Annotated in this window: 11 protein-coding genes and 3 tRNA genes; 6 read left to right on the top strand and 8 right to left on the bottom strand. The window is 34.5% G+C overall.

Annotated elements, in window-relative coordinates:
• Nucleotides 1–160: 160 nt before the first annotated feature.
• The 3 genes from acsn021_RS02970 to acsn021_RS02960 all read right to left on the bottom strand — a co-directional run bounded on the left by acsn021_RS02970 (nucleotide 161) and on the right by acsn021_RS02960 (nucleotide 5,867).
• Nucleotides 161–1,912 carry an extracellular solute-binding protein gene (locus acsn021_RS02970; protein WP_184095389.1) on the bottom strand — a complete coding sequence of 584 codons (1,752 nt, stop codon included), beginning with the start codon at nucleotides 1,910–1,912 and terminating at the stop codon, nucleotides 161–163.
• A gap of 163 nt (nucleotides 1,913–2,075) precedes the next feature.
• Nucleotides 2,076–4,415, bottom strand: a complete 2,340-nt coding sequence (locus acsn021_RS02965) for a helix-turn-helix domain-containing protein (protein ID WP_185264953.1) — start codon at nucleotides 4,413–4,415, stop codon at nucleotides 2,076–2,078.
• A 396-nt stretch (nucleotides 4,416–4,811) separates the two neighbouring features.
• Nucleotides 4,812–5,867: a serine/threonine protein kinase gene (locus acsn021_RS02960; RefSeq protein ID WP_207725191.1), complete on the bottom strand. Its 1,056-nt coding sequence runs from the start codon at nucleotides 5,865–5,867 to the stop codon at nucleotides 4,812–4,814.
• A gap of 53 nt (nucleotides 5,868–5,920) precedes the next feature.
• On the opposite strand from acsn021_RS02960, the gene acsn021_RS02955 reads away from it, so the two are divergent.
• The gene (locus acsn021_RS02955; RefSeq protein WP_184095393.1) at nucleotides 5,921–6,382 is read left to right on the top strand and encodes a hypothetical protein; all 462 of its coding nucleotides are present in this window, start codon (nucleotides 5,921–5,923) and stop codon (nucleotides 6,380–6,382) included.
• A 248-nt stretch (nucleotides 6,383–6,630) separates the two neighbouring features.
• Nucleotides 6,631–7,560, top strand: coding sequence for a hypothetical protein (locus tag acsn021_RS02950; protein ID WP_184095395.1), 930 nt, complete (start codon nucleotides 6,631–6,633; stop codon nucleotides 7,558–7,560).
• A 249-nt stretch (nucleotides 7,561–7,809) separates the two neighbouring features.
• Here the strand turns inward: acsn021_RS02950 and acsn021_RS02945 are convergent.
• Nucleotides 7,810–7,892: transfer RNA gene (locus acsn021_RS02945), tRNA-Leu, on the bottom strand.
• A 513-nt stretch (nucleotides 7,893–8,405) separates the two neighbouring features.
• Here acsn021_RS02945 and acsn021_RS02940 point away from each other — a divergent pair.
• Together acsn021_RS02940 and glgD are read left to right on the top strand one after the other, a co-directional pair.
• Nucleotides 8,406–9,605, top strand: coding sequence for a glucose-1-phosphate adenylyltransferase (locus acsn021_RS02940; protein ID WP_184095397.1), 1,200 nt, complete (start codon nucleotides 8,406–8,408; stop codon nucleotides 9,603–9,605).
• Between the two features lies 1 nt (nucleotide 9,606).
• Nucleotides 9,607–10,722 (top strand): glucose-1-phosphate adenylyltransferase subunit GlgD, encoded by a 1,116-nt coding sequence (gene glgD / locus acsn021_RS02935; RefSeq protein WP_184095399.1) that lies wholly within the window; start codon nucleotides 9,607–9,609, stop codon nucleotides 10,720–10,722.
• Nucleotides 10,723–10,940: 218 nt separating this feature from the next.
• On the opposite strand, the gene acsn021_RS02930 is transcribed toward glgD, so the two are convergent.
• Nucleotides 10,941–11,012, bottom strand: a tRNA-Asn gene (locus acsn021_RS02930).
• 193 nt (nucleotides 11,013–11,205) lie between these two features.
• Between acsn021_RS02930 and acsn021_RS02925 the strand changes: the two genes are divergently transcribed.
• Together acsn021_RS02925 and acsn021_RS02920 are read left to right on the top strand one after the other, a co-directional pair.
• Nucleotides 11,206–12,582 (top strand): ISNCY family transposase, encoded by a 1,377-nt coding sequence (locus acsn021_RS02925; RefSeq protein ID WP_184096199.1) that lies wholly within the window; start codon nucleotides 11,206–11,208, stop codon nucleotides 12,580–12,582.
• A 196-nt stretch (nucleotides 12,583–12,778) separates the two neighbouring features.
• A tRNA-Leu gene (locus acsn021_RS02920) sits at nucleotides 12,779–12,862 on the top strand.
• Between the two features lie 119 nt (nucleotides 12,863–12,981).
• Here the strand turns inward: acsn021_RS02920 and acsn021_RS02915 are convergent.
• The 3 genes from acsn021_RS02915 to rplT all read right to left on the bottom strand — a co-directional run bounded on the left by acsn021_RS02915 (nucleotide 12,982) and on the right by rplT (nucleotide 15,525).
• Nucleotides 12,982–14,265 (bottom strand): LysM peptidoglycan-binding domain-containing protein, encoded by a 1,284-nt coding sequence (locus acsn021_RS02915; protein WP_184092574.1) that lies wholly within the window; start codon nucleotides 14,263–14,265, stop codon nucleotides 12,982–12,984.
• Nucleotides 14,266–14,399: 134 nt separating this feature from the next.
• A complete protein-coding gene (gene mscL / locus acsn021_RS02910) occupies nucleotides 14,400–14,891 on the bottom strand; it encodes a large conductance mechanosensitive channel protein MscL (protein WP_184092575.1) in 492 nt (163 codons plus the stop codon).
• 277 nt (nucleotides 14,892–15,168) lie between these two features.
• A complete protein-coding gene (gene rplT / locus acsn021_RS02905) occupies nucleotides 15,169–15,525 on the bottom strand; it encodes a 50S ribosomal protein L20 (RefSeq protein WP_184092576.1) in 357 nt (118 codons plus the stop codon).
• Nucleotides 15,526–15,550: the final 25 nt, after the last annotated feature.

Raw genomic sequence — 15,550 nt, 5'->3', positions numbered from 1 at the left:
AGCCTTCTTAAAATTTATATTGTAAGAATAACTCTCGATGCATATTGAGTAGAATAGGAGTTTTTTAAGCTCCTATCCTCTTAGGTGTGTCAAAAAACTGCTGTACCTAAATGAGTGTTTTGACACACCTTAATAATTATTCTAAAAGAAAGCTTGCTTTCTAACGGGTATTGTATCTATCCAAAGCGGTCTGATAGATTTGAATCATTTCTTCAATACCCATATTCTTTAAATTCTGTACATAAGTATCCCACTCTGCCGTTACATCTCCCTCTAGCGTAAAGAAACGGGCGCGCTGTTCCACTACATATGTATCTATTTCTCCATTTAATATCGTGATTCTCTTACTCTCTTCCTCCGTTAGTGTAATTGGCGGCATCAACGTTTTTTGACTGTCACTTTCATCATTCCATCTTGCAAGTGCTTCTTTTTGCTGAGGTGTTGAATAATACTGTAAAATATAATTAGGATCTTGCACAAAGGCTCCTGACATGTTACCACGTCCCCATTTTGCCATTGCAACTGCAATGGACAAACCATCCGGATTTTTCATTACCTCATCCGTATAAGTTGGAATACCATCAACCATAGTATAGGATTTTCCTTCTTCACCAAAATTAATGGTATTATGCCCATTCTGACTATAGCAGAAGTTTAAAAAGGCTGCTGCAAGCTCCGGATATTCACAATCCGCTGTAATAGCTGCATGTGCTCTTGAGCCTGTTCCGTAATCATAGGAACTTCCTCCATACATAGCAGTCTCTCCGGCGTTTAGTACTGCATATTTAGCAGCATTTAAATCAAAATCTGTCCCATAGGTCGCTGTATCTGAGGCTGCTGTGGTTAAAAAGGTTCCCATATAACCACCACCTGCACCATAGCATGCTGCACCTGTTCCATTCATAATATAGCTTTCTAATGTGGATCTGTCACAGGTCAAAATATCTGGGTCAAGAAGACCTGCTCTTACCCAGTCATTCATCTGAAGGGTCCAGTCTTTATAGCCTTCTTCCATAAATCCATATTTTACCTTTCCTGTAGTGTCATCTACATAAAAACCGGTACGGATTTTGTAGGCATTAAAGGTACCTGCCATTAAGTTATTCATATTCTCCATAACCATAGGCTTTAAAACCCCGGAATTTTTTAAGGCAGTAAGTGCTTCTGTCCAATCAGCCATCGTTTCCGGCGTCTTTGTATATCCAGCCTTATCCATTAAATCCTTCCGATAAATCAGGCCGGAGGTACACTGTAAATATTTATCCCCACGGATAAAAGGAAAACAATAATAACTTCCGCTGTCATTCTTTACCTGCTTATCGATGGAAGGATTATCTTGTAAATACTGCCACACATCTGCAGCAGGGCCAGTGGAACTGATATATTTGTCAAGATTAATTAATATTCCGTCCTTTTCTGCCGCAGACGGGCCACCGGTATAAGATGAAGTCCATTCCCATTCAATAATATCAGGGAGACTATTACTGGCAACCAAAACCGCGAACTCCTCTTGTTCACTTCCCTGTGTGGGATGGATAAATTCAACCTTAATCCCGGTCATTTCCTGCCACAGTCTTGCCCATTCTGTTTCATTAGCAGTTGGAGAATTTTTAGACACATTACTTGGCAGCCCCATCCAGAAGGTAAGTGTAATATCTTCTGCATTCTCTACAGGATATGTAACATAGTTGCTTCTGGGCATATTGTTAACACCTTCTGTACTAGTTAAGGGTTCCAGCAGTGTCCAGGCAGCCTCTGCCCCTCCCTCCGGCGAGCCTGTTGCTTCAACGGTTTTATCCGTAGTAACTGAAGCATTGTTATTTTTTTGATTTCTTCCCTGGCATCCTGTAAGGACTGTTGAAACTATCATAGTAATAGCCAAAATACCAGATAACCATTTCTTTTTTCTCATACACTCTCTCCTATTTTTGATATTGTACAATTGACTGCAGTCGGATCCACTTCTGCATGAGTCATTGTACCTTTCCTATCACATTTAAGAAAGAGACACTTTTTATAATTCATAAGACAAAAATTATTATTCTACTTTTCTATTCAAAAAAGGCTATTTTTAGCTATATTTCTGTCATTTCAAGATTATCTCTCCATTGACCGGGGGTACAACCTACCATTTGTTTAAAAACCCTTGTAAAGGTTTTTGTACTTCCAAACCCAACTTCTGACGCTATATCACACAGACTGGACGAATTTTGCAATATTATCCTTTTAGCAGCCCCAATCCTTATCTCAGCGACGTAAACCAGTAGTTTACTACCGGTCAATTCGCGAAACATCTTAGACATAGCTACCGGCGATAGGGAGAATACGTCCGCTATTGAGGTAACACATAAGTTGGAATCACTATAATTGGCTTTTATATAATCCTGAATTTGCATACAGAGATTTTCATTTCCGCCATCGTCTGTTTTCTCTAAAAAGAATTCACAACAGCTATCCAGAATTTCATCATAAACTTTAATCATTTCCTCTAGATTTTTACATTCTGACAATCGTTTAGCTGGTTTCAATTTTTTTATGAATAATTGGCTTTTTTCTTCGCCGTCAAAGGTTTTTAATGCTGTTCCTAACAGATCAAACATCAAACACCGCATAATATCATATGATATCAACTTTTTACTGCTAACGTTACTCTTTATCACTTCATGAAACAGCCTTTTTGCACTGTCAATATTGCTCCTTTGAATATAATGTATTAAATCCTGCTCCTCTTCATAGTTATAATGATAACTAGAACCAGTAAGTTGTAATATATCTTGATAATAAACCGTATCATCCATATCATATAATCTTTTTGCTTCCAGTGCTTGTAACGCCTCTTGATAAGCTACCGGAAGTTCACGAAATTCATCATGGATATTACTAATAGCTGTTGTATACTCCATATTATAATGACAGGTAATAAATTCACGCTCCCTTTTTAATATAGAAGAAAGCTTACTCTTTGCTTCACTGTCTGAGGGTAGATTCAAAATAAGTACTGACAGAGAATCCATATTAGTCTGATAAACCTTAATCTCTTCCTTATCTGCAATCTCTCTGAATACATTGTTCAAAATAAACTGTGCATGTTCCAGTCTGTCCAGTTCTCCTTCTACGCGATTAAAATCATTTATAAATTCCTCGATATAGAAAATAATAACCGCGAATTCTTTTCCAATAAAACTAATATCATAAATCTCTTTCAATTCTTTATCCGATAACTCTACCGCCCCGCCTGATAGAATCCTTGATAAATAGATTTTTTGCAGCAAACGGCTCTGACGCCTTAAAGCACCATTAATATTCCTGTATTCTGCCTTTACTCGTACAACACCTTCTTGTACAGCAGCATACTCATTCAGACTGCCGGGTGCTATTTTCACTTCTGCTTTTAATGCTTGCAGCAAATCTCTTATGGGCTTATAATTATTTTTTATAAACACATATATCAAAATCATACTAAAGACTATCGTCACAAGAAATGTTAGTACAAATATCATTCTGGTATAATTTATTGCTTCAAGATATATGCTGTCAGGCGTTAATAAGTAAAATGGGCCCAACATGTCATTTTTAAGGTAATTGATATGTACTGTCTCATTATTATTCAGGCAAACTTCGTCTTTATTTAAAGCTATCGCATCTATTACTTTTTGCTCATCTTCTTTGTCATTTAGAAGCGATGCTGCATCAAATTTAATGGCTGAATGGTCCATCTCATTCAAAAGAATGATAGAGGTATTTTGATTATACTGATATCCTCCTATCAAATCCTCCAAATCCTCTTTTGTATAAGTAATAAATAAATTTACTTTTTGTCTGTCTGCTTGGTTTTGTTGAATTGTTCTGGCGAACACAAGCATCTCTGTTTTGCTGATATATAAGTTTTTTAAAGAAAAGTTTTCGTAGGTTTTATTCAGTAGATTTTTCCACTGCCCGTAGGAAATGTCTAGTTCCTTATGGTATACTTTCCAATAGCCGTCTGCTGTATTAACAGAATTTGATGCCACAATTTTATCATCCTTCTCAAAGTAGAGAATAATATTACTGTATGTATTATTCATTTTACGATAAATATTTAGGTCACAATAAAGTAAATACTGTTTATAAATAAACGAAGAATAGTCATTAAATTTTGCCTTGTTTAAGGATCTGAAATTACTATTATTTAGTAACTCCTCTCTCACATTCTCAAGCTGAACCATATTTTCATTGATTCTTTCGTTAACCTGCTTTAAAACCACCTCACTTAGTTGTTGCTGCCTCTCTGCTATTGTCGACTTACTTTTGTAAAAGGTCACCAGATTACAAATAGCACAAAGAAGGATTACCCCCATATAATAAAACATCCATCTCCAGACTACACTCTTTTTCCCAAATTTAAGCATCTTCTCCCTCTCCCAGACCTTATTCATTTAGCTTAACCTAATATATAGCAGTTCTTGCTTTAGCTGTAATACTTTCTCAATATACTTTTTGTATATAATCACCTTATAAACCGCTATATTAGTTGTAATTATATAAAATTATAACAAATACTAGAGATAAATCAACCTAATGATATAATTTTCAAATAATATCATTGAATTTTTGTATGTATTGCACATAAACAACATGATAAATTCAAAAAAATAAGAGATTCCTGATAAACCTGGAATCCCTGTAGAAAACTTTATTTACTTTTTTTCTTTGCATCGCCTATATATTTTAAAGAAGCATGTATTTTGGTAATTTCATAATTAAAAAATTGGTAATTGCCACCTTAATGGTGGCAACATGATTTTTTTTTTGTGTTATAATTATTTTACCCTTTACAAAAAGGCTTCGATAATTATTATAAAAACCGTCAGTATAGAAATAAACATTATGTCCAGAATTATTATGCCGAGGTAATGTATGATACGGCTTTTATGCTTGCACAAGGGTATTATTCTTTGCATGTTTAAGTAATTGGTACCGGTAAATACGATGCATAATAACATCAACAGACAGAAGATTCTATCGACCCAAAGAATAGTACCTGCTACATTTTCTATTTCTAATGTTAATGATAGAAAAAAAATTAGTACATATCCTATAGTACCTAACGCCATGCGCCAAAGAGCTCGAGTACGGAATCCAGGTGGAATAAGAGATTTCCACAATTCAATTTGAAGAAAGCTGCCCGCTGGTTCGGTTCGAAGTTTTTTTCCCAGCTCTGAAACGGACATAAATCGGTCTGACGGATTTATCTGCGTACATTTTACAATTAAATCATCAAAGCCATGGGTCTGTATTTCTAATGAAGATGCTAGCTCCCTTAACAACACACCAATGGCATAAATATCCGTTTGTTGTGTTGAAGAACCAAAACCATACTGTTCCGGAGCGGCATAGCCTTGGGTTCCTAATAAAACAGTATCAGGTAATTTTATGTCTGTAAAATATTTGGCCGCATTGAAATCCAAAAGAACAACGCGATTATATGGTGCTATTATAATATTGGATGGCTTGATATCTCTATGTATAATTGGCGGATTTAAGTTATGCAGCCTACTTAATATTTTACAAAGTTCTTTTATATAGTAAGTTATGTCACTCTGCACTAAAGAACGGGCATCAATTTTGTCCTGTAATGTTTCTCCCGAAATATACTCTTCAATTACTGTGAGGGAGGAATCATCTTCGTATAGTTCTATTATTTGTGGTATTCCCTCTATGGGTGTTGCTTGTAGTTGCAGATAAATGTTTGTATTGTAGACATACAGTTTTTTCTTAATAAATATTTTTTTTGTTTCCTGATGTTGAACTAAATATACTTGATGCTCATCATTCAGGGTAGCTATATTTTTATAATATGATATGGATAAACGTTTTGAGAGTTCCATGGAATTGTCCTTTCGCCAATAGATAAATATATTATATCAGATAGGAGCTTGTTATGGGTGAAAAAAATACGCAAGAATTACAATCTATCTTAAGAAGTACTCATTCTAAAAACTTTGATTTGTTTTGCAAAAATAATAAGGAGAGCTTATTGGATGAAAAAGATGCATTTAGTACCTATGTTAAAAGCTTGATTAAAGCAAAGGGTTTAACACAGCAAATTGTATTTTTGAAGGCAGATATTCCAGAACGATATGGATATAAACTTTTATCGGGAGAAAAGCATACAAAACAGCGGGATATCATTTTGAGAATATGTTATGCGGCTGAGTTTACATCTGAGGAAACCCAGCAAGCACTTAAAAAATATAAAATGCCGCCATTATATCCCAAACTCTCAAGAGATGCTCTTTTACTGATTATTTTTAACGAACGACCCAAAAACATCATTGATGTGAATAGTTTACTGAAACAAAATGGCTTCAGTCCATTAAGGACAAGTGGTTTACAAGAATAAAACAAACTATTAGTATGTATAACATTACAGAAAGTGTGAAGGCTCTACATGAATAATTATAGGTAATAATACAGCAAGTTGATTGAAGAGTTTCCTTAGCATTTATTTTCTCAACCGCTATGGAATTCCTTCAGATTACACCTATTGCCAAAGAACCTTTGACTTGTGGGATACTGCAGTCGAAATTCTAGTTGAGGTAGTTGCTGTTCTTATTATAAAAAATACTTTTTACAGGAGAGATGAAAAATATGAAAAAGACAAGTAAATGGATGGTTTTTTTATTGTGTCTGGTGTTATTTGCAACAATGGCTATGGGATGCGACTCCTCTGAGTCGGGTGAAACAAAGGATATTGTTACTTCTGAAAAAACCGAATCCTCTGGTGACGAGACAACTAATGATGTGGCGGAAGAAGCCAAAGCACCAAGTGATGCGGCTGTTACCATTGAGAAGCAGGTTCTTGTTGACCAGAATGATATCGTTATTACAGCGGATGAGTACACAACAGACGATATATGGGGAGATGGAATTAAGCTACTCATTGAAAATAATTCTGATAAGAATGTTACAGTAGGTACGAAAGCAATCATCGTAAATAACTATATGATTACCGATATATTTATAGCAGAGGTTGCTGCCGGTAAGAAATCAAACGAAACAATGTACTTATCAAGCACCTCTTTAGAGGCTGCGGGTATTGATTCTGTCGGACAGATAGAGATTTATTTTCATGTGTATGACAGTGCTTCATATGATGATATCTTAAACACAGAGGTTGTAACTATTCAAACATCAGAATATGCAAATATGGACACTACCACAAATGATGCCGGTACCGAACTTTATAACGAGGGAGGAATACGAATTGTAGGTAAGACAGTTGATGAGAATAGTTTTTGGGGAACCGCTATTTTGCTATATATGGAGAACACTTCCGGAACTAATGCAGCAATAGAATGCGAAAATATGTCAATCAATGGCTTTATGATGAGTCCCTTCTTCTCTTGTAATGTATACGATGGGAAGAAATCGATTAATGAGATTACCATTATGTCCAGTGAGTTAGAGGAGAATGGAATCGAGAGTATTGATGAGGTTGAATTACAATTCAATATTTATGAAGCAGAAACCTTCGAAACAATTGCAGTTTCAGATCCTATCAAATTTACTGCAAAATAAATAGCAGTAAATTTGAGATAAACGAAAATTAACCCAAAATCTAAGCAGGTAATGCAAATATTTTGTCCAGGATAATAAAAACCACTTTCTTGGTGAGAATTAGATATAAATACTCTCACTTGGAAGGTGGTTTTTATTGGCTATTGCTAATGAGGGTACACGAAAAACGAGGGTCTTGAATTATTCATCCAAACCCTCGTAATGCCGTATAGATGTGCCTCTTTCAGCCTTGTATCTATACGCTTTTACTGCAGTCGACGGGACTTGAACCCGTACGAGCTAGGCTCACAAGATCCTTAGTCTTGCGCGTATGCCAATTCCGCCACGACTGCAAAAGCTTATTCATATTGTTCTAACGAACGAATTACATTATATCAGGAAATTTTATAAATTGCAAGAATTATTTTTATATAATAAATGTTTTTGATAGTAGATAATCTATTACCTACTTCCATAATTTCAGCATGCATTAAAAAATCTATCTAGAATAAAGATTTTATTTTCACGACAGCAGAAACAAAAATAGTAAAATTTGCTGGTAATCAAAACAGTAATAAAAAGCCTTAAAACTTGGGACCATAGTAACAAAATGTGAATTAATTTTATAAATAGTAGTCTATTTACAAATAAAAATTTACAAAAAAATCAGTAGTTGTCTGTTTCACTTTAAAATAAACAAATATAATCATGTGCTAAATGTGCATTTTCAACCATATAAATTAATACACCACTAACTATAAAGTCCCTGTTAAACCAAAACGAGTAAAATATCTAAACTCATATATTTAGTAAAGTGCAGACTTACAAACAGGAATGAGCATAAGTAAACATAAGGAGTATATGATATGCAAAAAGAATGTATCGCAATGCTATTAGCAGGAGGAGAAGGCAGCCGGTTAGGTAATTTAACAAAAGACCGTGCAAAGCCTGCTGTTCCTTTCGGTGGAAAATATAGAATAATTGACTTTCCGCTTTCTAATTGCGTTAATTCCAGGATCGATACTGTAGGAGTATTAACGCAGTATCAGCCCCTGGAATTAAATGATTATATAGGAAACGGCCAGCCATGGGATTTAGACCGCAATGATGGAGGGGTCCATATTTTGCCCCCTTATCAAAAACGGGAGACTTCAGATTGGTACAAAGGTACTGCCAATGCTATTAAGCAGAATATCCCCTTCATACGCCAGTACAACCCCACCTATCTACTTATATTATCTGGTGATCACATCTATAAAATGGATTATTCTAAAATGTTAGAGTATCATAAAAAGAAAAAGGCTGACTGCACCATTGCCGTAATTAACGTGCCACTATCGGAAGCCTCACGTTTTGGAATTTTAAATACAGATGAGGACGGGAAAATTTATGAATTCGAAGAAAAACCTCAAAAACCCAAAAGTACAAATGCTTCAATGGGCATCTATGTGTTCACCTTTGACAAACTACTCACGTATCTGGGTTGTGAGGGAGAGGACACCAATTCTGCTAATGATTTTGGTAAACACATTATCCCTAGAATGCTATCAAAGGGAGAAACCATTTATGCCTACTCCTTTGAAGGCTATTGGAAAGATGTAGGCACTATTGAGAGCCTATGGGAATCAAATATGGATTTAATTCACTTAGATTCCAATATACTGTATACCAATACAGATTGGAAAATCTATGCGCGAAGTCCCATCCTGCCGCCCCACTATATCAGTCCCACAGCTTCTGTTAAGAACTGTATTGTATCAGAGGGTTGTTATATAGAAGGAACTCTTGAGGACTGCGTAATATTTCATGGGGTTACAGTCGAAGAAAATACCCTTATAACTAATTCCATTCTTTTCCCTGGATCCCATATTAAAAAAGGCTCTTGCATTCATTATGCCGTAATAGATGAAAATACTGCTATAGCTGAGAATTCCTTTATTGGAAGTTCTGCCAACAAAACTGTCCTTCCTTCCAAGAATCTTGTGGTTATAAGTAAAGACAATTATATGGAGCAATCTAAGTATAGTATGGAAAACTTTATTATTGAGGCAGCGGAGGCAAAATAATATGGATATTAATGCGGCAGGTATCATTTTCTCAAATATGCACGATGAAGAAATGCATGAAATTACAAATTGCAGGACTATGGGAGCCTTACCCTTTGGAGGAAGGTATCGTCTTGTAGACTTCGCTCTATCTAACATGCGTAATTCAGGGTTAACCAGCGTTGGCATTGTTGCAAAAAGTAACTATCAATCCCTTCTTGAGCATCTTGGTTCCGGTAAAGAATGGGATTTATCACGAAAGAGGGACGGATTATTTATATTTCCTCCTTTTAGTCGTCTTGCTTCCGGCATTTATAAAAATAAAATTGAAGCCTTACATGGTATACTATCCTACATTAAAAAATCTAAATATGATTATATTTTAATAACCGATTGTGATGTGATCTGTAATTTAGACTGGAAAGCCCCTTTAAGCTATCATATTAGTAAAAAAGCAGATGTTACAGTGATTTACTTTAAGAAGCAACCAGGAAATGAAAAAAGAAGTGAAACTGTATACACAATCTCTAAGGATGGCTTCGTGTCAGATATTCTGATTAAGCAGAAAGTAGAAGAACCTTGTTTTATAGGAACGAATATGTGGATTATGGAAAAAAATACATTGATTAATATGATTAATGATGCCGTTGCCCATAATCTTGAGGATATAGAACGTGACATATTTCAAAAAAGATTAAATCAATTCAAAATTGCTGCCTGGGAATATAAAGGTTATATAAACAAAATAAATTCCATTTTGGACTATTATCAAGCCAATATAGATTTGCTTAGTCCTAAAGTTAGGAAAGAGTTATTCTATAAAAATGCTCCCATCTATACCAAAGTATTAGATGTTGTCCCTGCCAAATATGCAGACACAGCCACCGTATCAAACAGCTTGATATCAGATGGCTGTATTATTGAAGGTCAGGTAGAGAATAGCATCTTGTTTCGAGGTGTACACATTGGCAAAGGTTCTGCTATAAAAAATTCAATTATTATGAAGGATAGTAAAACCGGGAACAATGTAAAGCTTGATTATGTGATTGCAGATAAAGAAGTTATCTTTAGAGATGAACGTATCATGGTAGGCTGTGATACTAGACCTATTTATATCGGTAAGGGAAGTACCCTATAGTTATATAAAATCTCAGCTAACAGAATTATAAGAAATGAAGTATATTATAAAAGCTTATCAATAATTAGTTTATTATTGATAAGCCATCTTAAAAACGTTTGAGGCAAGTTTTTTATTGTAAGCAATTCATAAAGTATGCAATGAAAATCGCAGAAGGTCTTTCTAATTAATTACAAATGACCAAGACTCTGAAAAATATGCATAGGACAAAAAAATAGCTCCCCGAGTTGGGCTCGAACCAACAACCCCACGGTTAACAGCCGTGTGCTCTACCATTGAGCTATCGAGGAATACAATGGATATTTTAATATGGTTGTGTGATAAAGTCAAGTACTAATTTCTAAATATCTTATATTTTCTGAACCATTTTTGATAATGTCTTAAGTAACCACAAGTGATTATGTCCCAAATGAGTAATCCATGTTACACTATATCCTCATGACTTACAGATGAGGAGACATTATGAGAAAGGTCAAGTTGACTATGAATGAAGAAAAACGTTATGAAGTAATAAAGAAGTTAGTAGACACAAACGGAAATAAAAAGAATGCTGCCTTGAAGATCGGTTGCACCGAAAGACATATCAATAGAATGATTGCAGGATATAAACGTGATGGTAAATCCTTTTTTATACATGGAAACAGAGGTCGGACTCCTGCTCATGCTCTTTCAAAAGAAACCAAGCAAACTGTCCTAGATTTATATCGTAGTAAGTACTTCGATACGAATTTTACTCATTGTATCGAGCTTCTAGAGAAGTATGAGGGAATTTCTATTTCTGTATCTACATTGAACTCTATTTTAGAAAAAGAATATATTCTTTCTCCAAAAGCTACCCGATCAAAAAAAAGAAAAACCAAACTAAAACTTAAACATTTGAAAACACAAACTAAATCTAAAAAGATACTAGCAGAGTTGCAATCCAATATCGTTGCAATCGAGGATGCACATTCCAGACGTCCTAGATGTGCTTATTTTGGCGAAATGCTTCAAATGGATGCTTCGATCCACTTGTGGTTCGGTGATACGAAAACTCAGCTTCACATCGCTGTCGATGATGCAACTGGTACTATTGTCGGTGCTTACTTTGATGAACAAGAAACTTTAAAAGGATACTACAATGTGTTTCATCAAGTACTTACTGAGTATGGTATTCCCTATTTATTTTTTACCGATAACCGTACAGTTTTTGAATATAAACAAAAAAACGCCCCTTCTATCGAAGAGGACACATACACACAATTCGCTTATGCTTGTAAACAGCTAGGTGTTGAAATCAAGACCAGCAGTATACCACAAGCAAAAGGTCGAGTGGAACGATTGTTCCAAACCTTACAATCTCGCCTACCAGTCGAATTACGCCTGGCAGGCATAAACACACTTAGCGAAGCAAATGCATTCTTAAACTCCTACATAAAAGAATACAATGCCAAGTTTGCTCTAGAGACCAATCTTATCAAATCTGTCTTTGAAAAGCAACCCGTTTTAGAAGAAATAAATCTTGTTCTTTCTGTTCTTACAGAAAGAAAGATAGATAATGGACACTGTTTGAAGTTTAAAAATAAGTATTTTAAGACACTTGATAAGAACGGGCATCAGGTACACTTTTATAAGGGGACAAAGGCAATGGTAATAGAAGCATTTGACGGTAATAAATACTGTTGTATAGATGAGAGTATTTATGCGCTAGAAGCAATTCCGTCACATGAGAAAATATCAAAAAACTTTGATCTTACGCTGTCGCAGAATAGAACAATAAAGCGGAAGATACCAGGGATGCATCATCCTTGGAGAAGGCAAGAATTCTGGCGTTTTGTTAAAATGCAGGAACACCACTGGAATGATGAAGTCCCTGCTTAAATAGATAAAAGCACCAGCCACAGCTGGTGCTAATGTTTAAAATTTATTAGGACATTCTCAAAAATGCTTGACAGTACTAATTTCTAAATATCTTATATTTTTCTAATGAAGTATCCTTTTCCATTTATCCTAATTATATTTTTAAAAACTCTTGACATTTGGACAAAATATAGTAAAATATATACGTTACGTATTTGCAGTTGTGGCGGAATTGGCATACGCGCTAGATTCAGGTTCTAGTCCGGGTTTCCGGGTAGGGGTTCAAGTCCCCTCAACTGCACTAATAACTAGTGTTTACTGGTATTTCAAAAGTAATTAAACTTCTATACTCTCTAGATTTTTGTAAGAAATTACAGCCGTCTAGCGAGTATTTTTTTGCAAAAAGGAAGAAGTTCAAACTTAAAAAATTATTTTTTCAATTTCATATTGAGAATTGACAAGTAACCATAATTGAGGATTAAAAACAGTTATGTTCCATATACTTATCCCTTTTAGATTATATTTTGATACCAAATCTAATATAGCATTGATGGTTCGAGAATGAATAAACCATACAACATGATTTACAAACTCTTTTGTTGTATACGTAAAATAAGGGGTTAGAGACACATCATCAAATTGTATCGTTGCATCATATTCTTTAGCAAAAGCATTAACGTTATCAAACGAGATAAGATTTACATTAGAAACACCCGCTACATAAGGCAGTTCCCAGTCATAACCTAGTGTTGCTATTCCTATAATTATCTTATCAGGCGGAATATAATTAAGTACATACTCTAAAAATACTTCTGTTTGAGAAATGGAGGTAATCGGTGAGGGCGGATTAATACTAAACGCCCATTCATAACTTGTGAATATTATATTCTGTGCTAATCTATTAATTATAGAATAATCTACTTTTTGAAAGGTTACTTCATTATTTGCTAAATTGATATTGGGATTAATCGTAACAAATACCTGATATCCTTCGCTGTTCAACCTGTTTGTTACCTTTATAAAATAATTTTCATATAATTGAATATTAGTTAAACTAATGTATTGCAAGGAAAGATTTAAGCCCAGATAACCTTTTGATTTTAAAATAGTTAATATATTTTCTATCTGTCTGTTTTGAAAATCTTCGTTTAAAAGTAGATCAAAATCCACTCGTAAGTTTGCTTCTCCTTGAATAGTCAGCGTCGTTAACAACATAAGTGGCGCTACACCATAAGCTTTTGATATTTGTATAATCTCTGTATCATCATAGTATGATATTATTTCTCCAGAATTTGTTGCAGTATAATTCAAAACAGAAATGTATGTTAGATATGGTAAAGTTTTCCTTAGAGTAGCTTTGTTGATAGTAGGGACGGTATTTCCATGTGTAGTTAATAATTCTTTTCTGGTATAACTAATAACAATACTATCACCCGGGTATAAATACTCTCTATCTGAAAGATATGGGTTATTAGCTAATAATTGAATTACTGACATATTATAACTATTAGCGATATTTAATAGGGTATCTCCCTCTTTTACCGTATAAATTGTTTCCGGTTCTACTATAACTATTGATTGACCAACTACTAAATTATCAGGGTCGATAAGTCCATTATCTTGAATAAGCTTATCTACAGATATTCCATAATATTCTGCTATTGACTGAATAGTGTCATCAGATTGAACAACATGAATTATCATATTAAACCTCAAAAATATACTTATAATAAATATATGAAATTGAGTAGCAAAAGTTTATACAAATGATGAAATTGAAATTTGCAGTATATATTTGTCTTCTCCTAAAACTGGACTTTTAAAGCATAAGTTAGCTTTTATTCAGCCACATCCAGCTCTGAAGTACAATGAGGGCACCTGGTTGCCTCTATTGCAATTTCGCTTTTACAGTAAGGGCATTTCTTAGTAACGGGTACTACAGGAGCTTCTTCTTTTTTTCTAACAGTGTTTAATTTATTGATTCCTTTTACCATAAAAAATATTACTACTGCTACAATTAAAAAATCAAGTACCGTAGTTACAAAAGACCCATAATTAAAAGTAGGTACATTTAATTCGGCTGCCACGGAAAGAGACGTAACCTGACTTTTATCCACTCCTTCCGGAAGCCTTAATATAAAAAATTGTTCGTTAAAGTTACTTCCTCCTGTGATCAATCCTATAAGAGGCATAATCAAATCGTTTACCAAAGAGGATACAATTTTTTGAAAAGCTGCACCAATTATCACACCAACCGCTAAATCGATTACATTTCCTCTCATAGCAAACGTTTTAAATTCTTGAATCAAACTATTTTTTTTGCCTGCCATTTCTTCACCTTCCCTGTTTTTTCTATAATTGGTAATTGCGAAACGATAATTTTAGAGATTTGAATAGCCGGAATTACCAAAACATGTGATTATCCAATAATCGTGACCTAATTTAATAATTTTAATTGGTCTGACACATAAAATAACAATTGCGCAATTTACTTTTGTTCTATCGCTTTCTTAGGCTCATTATGTTTTATATTAAGTTATTAGTATCAAAAAGGCTTCTCCAAACCCAAAAGTAAGGAAGAAGCCTATCTATGTGAAATAAATCTTATTATGCTATTTTGGATTTTGCAACTTCTGTTAAAGCTGTGAAGCCAGCAGGATCATTAATAGCCATGTCTGATAACATTTTTCTGTTGATTTCAACACCAGCAACTTTTAAGCCGAACATTAATTTGCTGTAGGAAAGACCATTCATTCTTGCAGCAGCATTGATTCTGGCAATCCATAACTGTCTGAACTGTCTCTTTCTCTGTTTTCTTCCCTCGAAAGAAGAAGTTAATGCTCTCATTACAGATTGTTTTGCTACTCTATATTGTTTTGATCTGGCTCCTCTGTAACCTTTAGCCAGCTTTAATACTTTCTTGTGTCTTTTTTTAGCGTTTAAACCGCCTTTAATTCTAGCCATGTTCTATTTCCCTCCTTAACACCAA

Source organism: Anaerocolumna cellulosilytica (assembly GCF_014218335.1).
Taxonomy (GTDB): Bacteria; Bacillota; Clostridia; order Lachnospirales; family Lachnospiraceae; genus Anaerocolumna; species Anaerocolumna cellulosilytica.
This window is presented reverse-complemented; position numbering and strand designations above follow the sequence as displayed.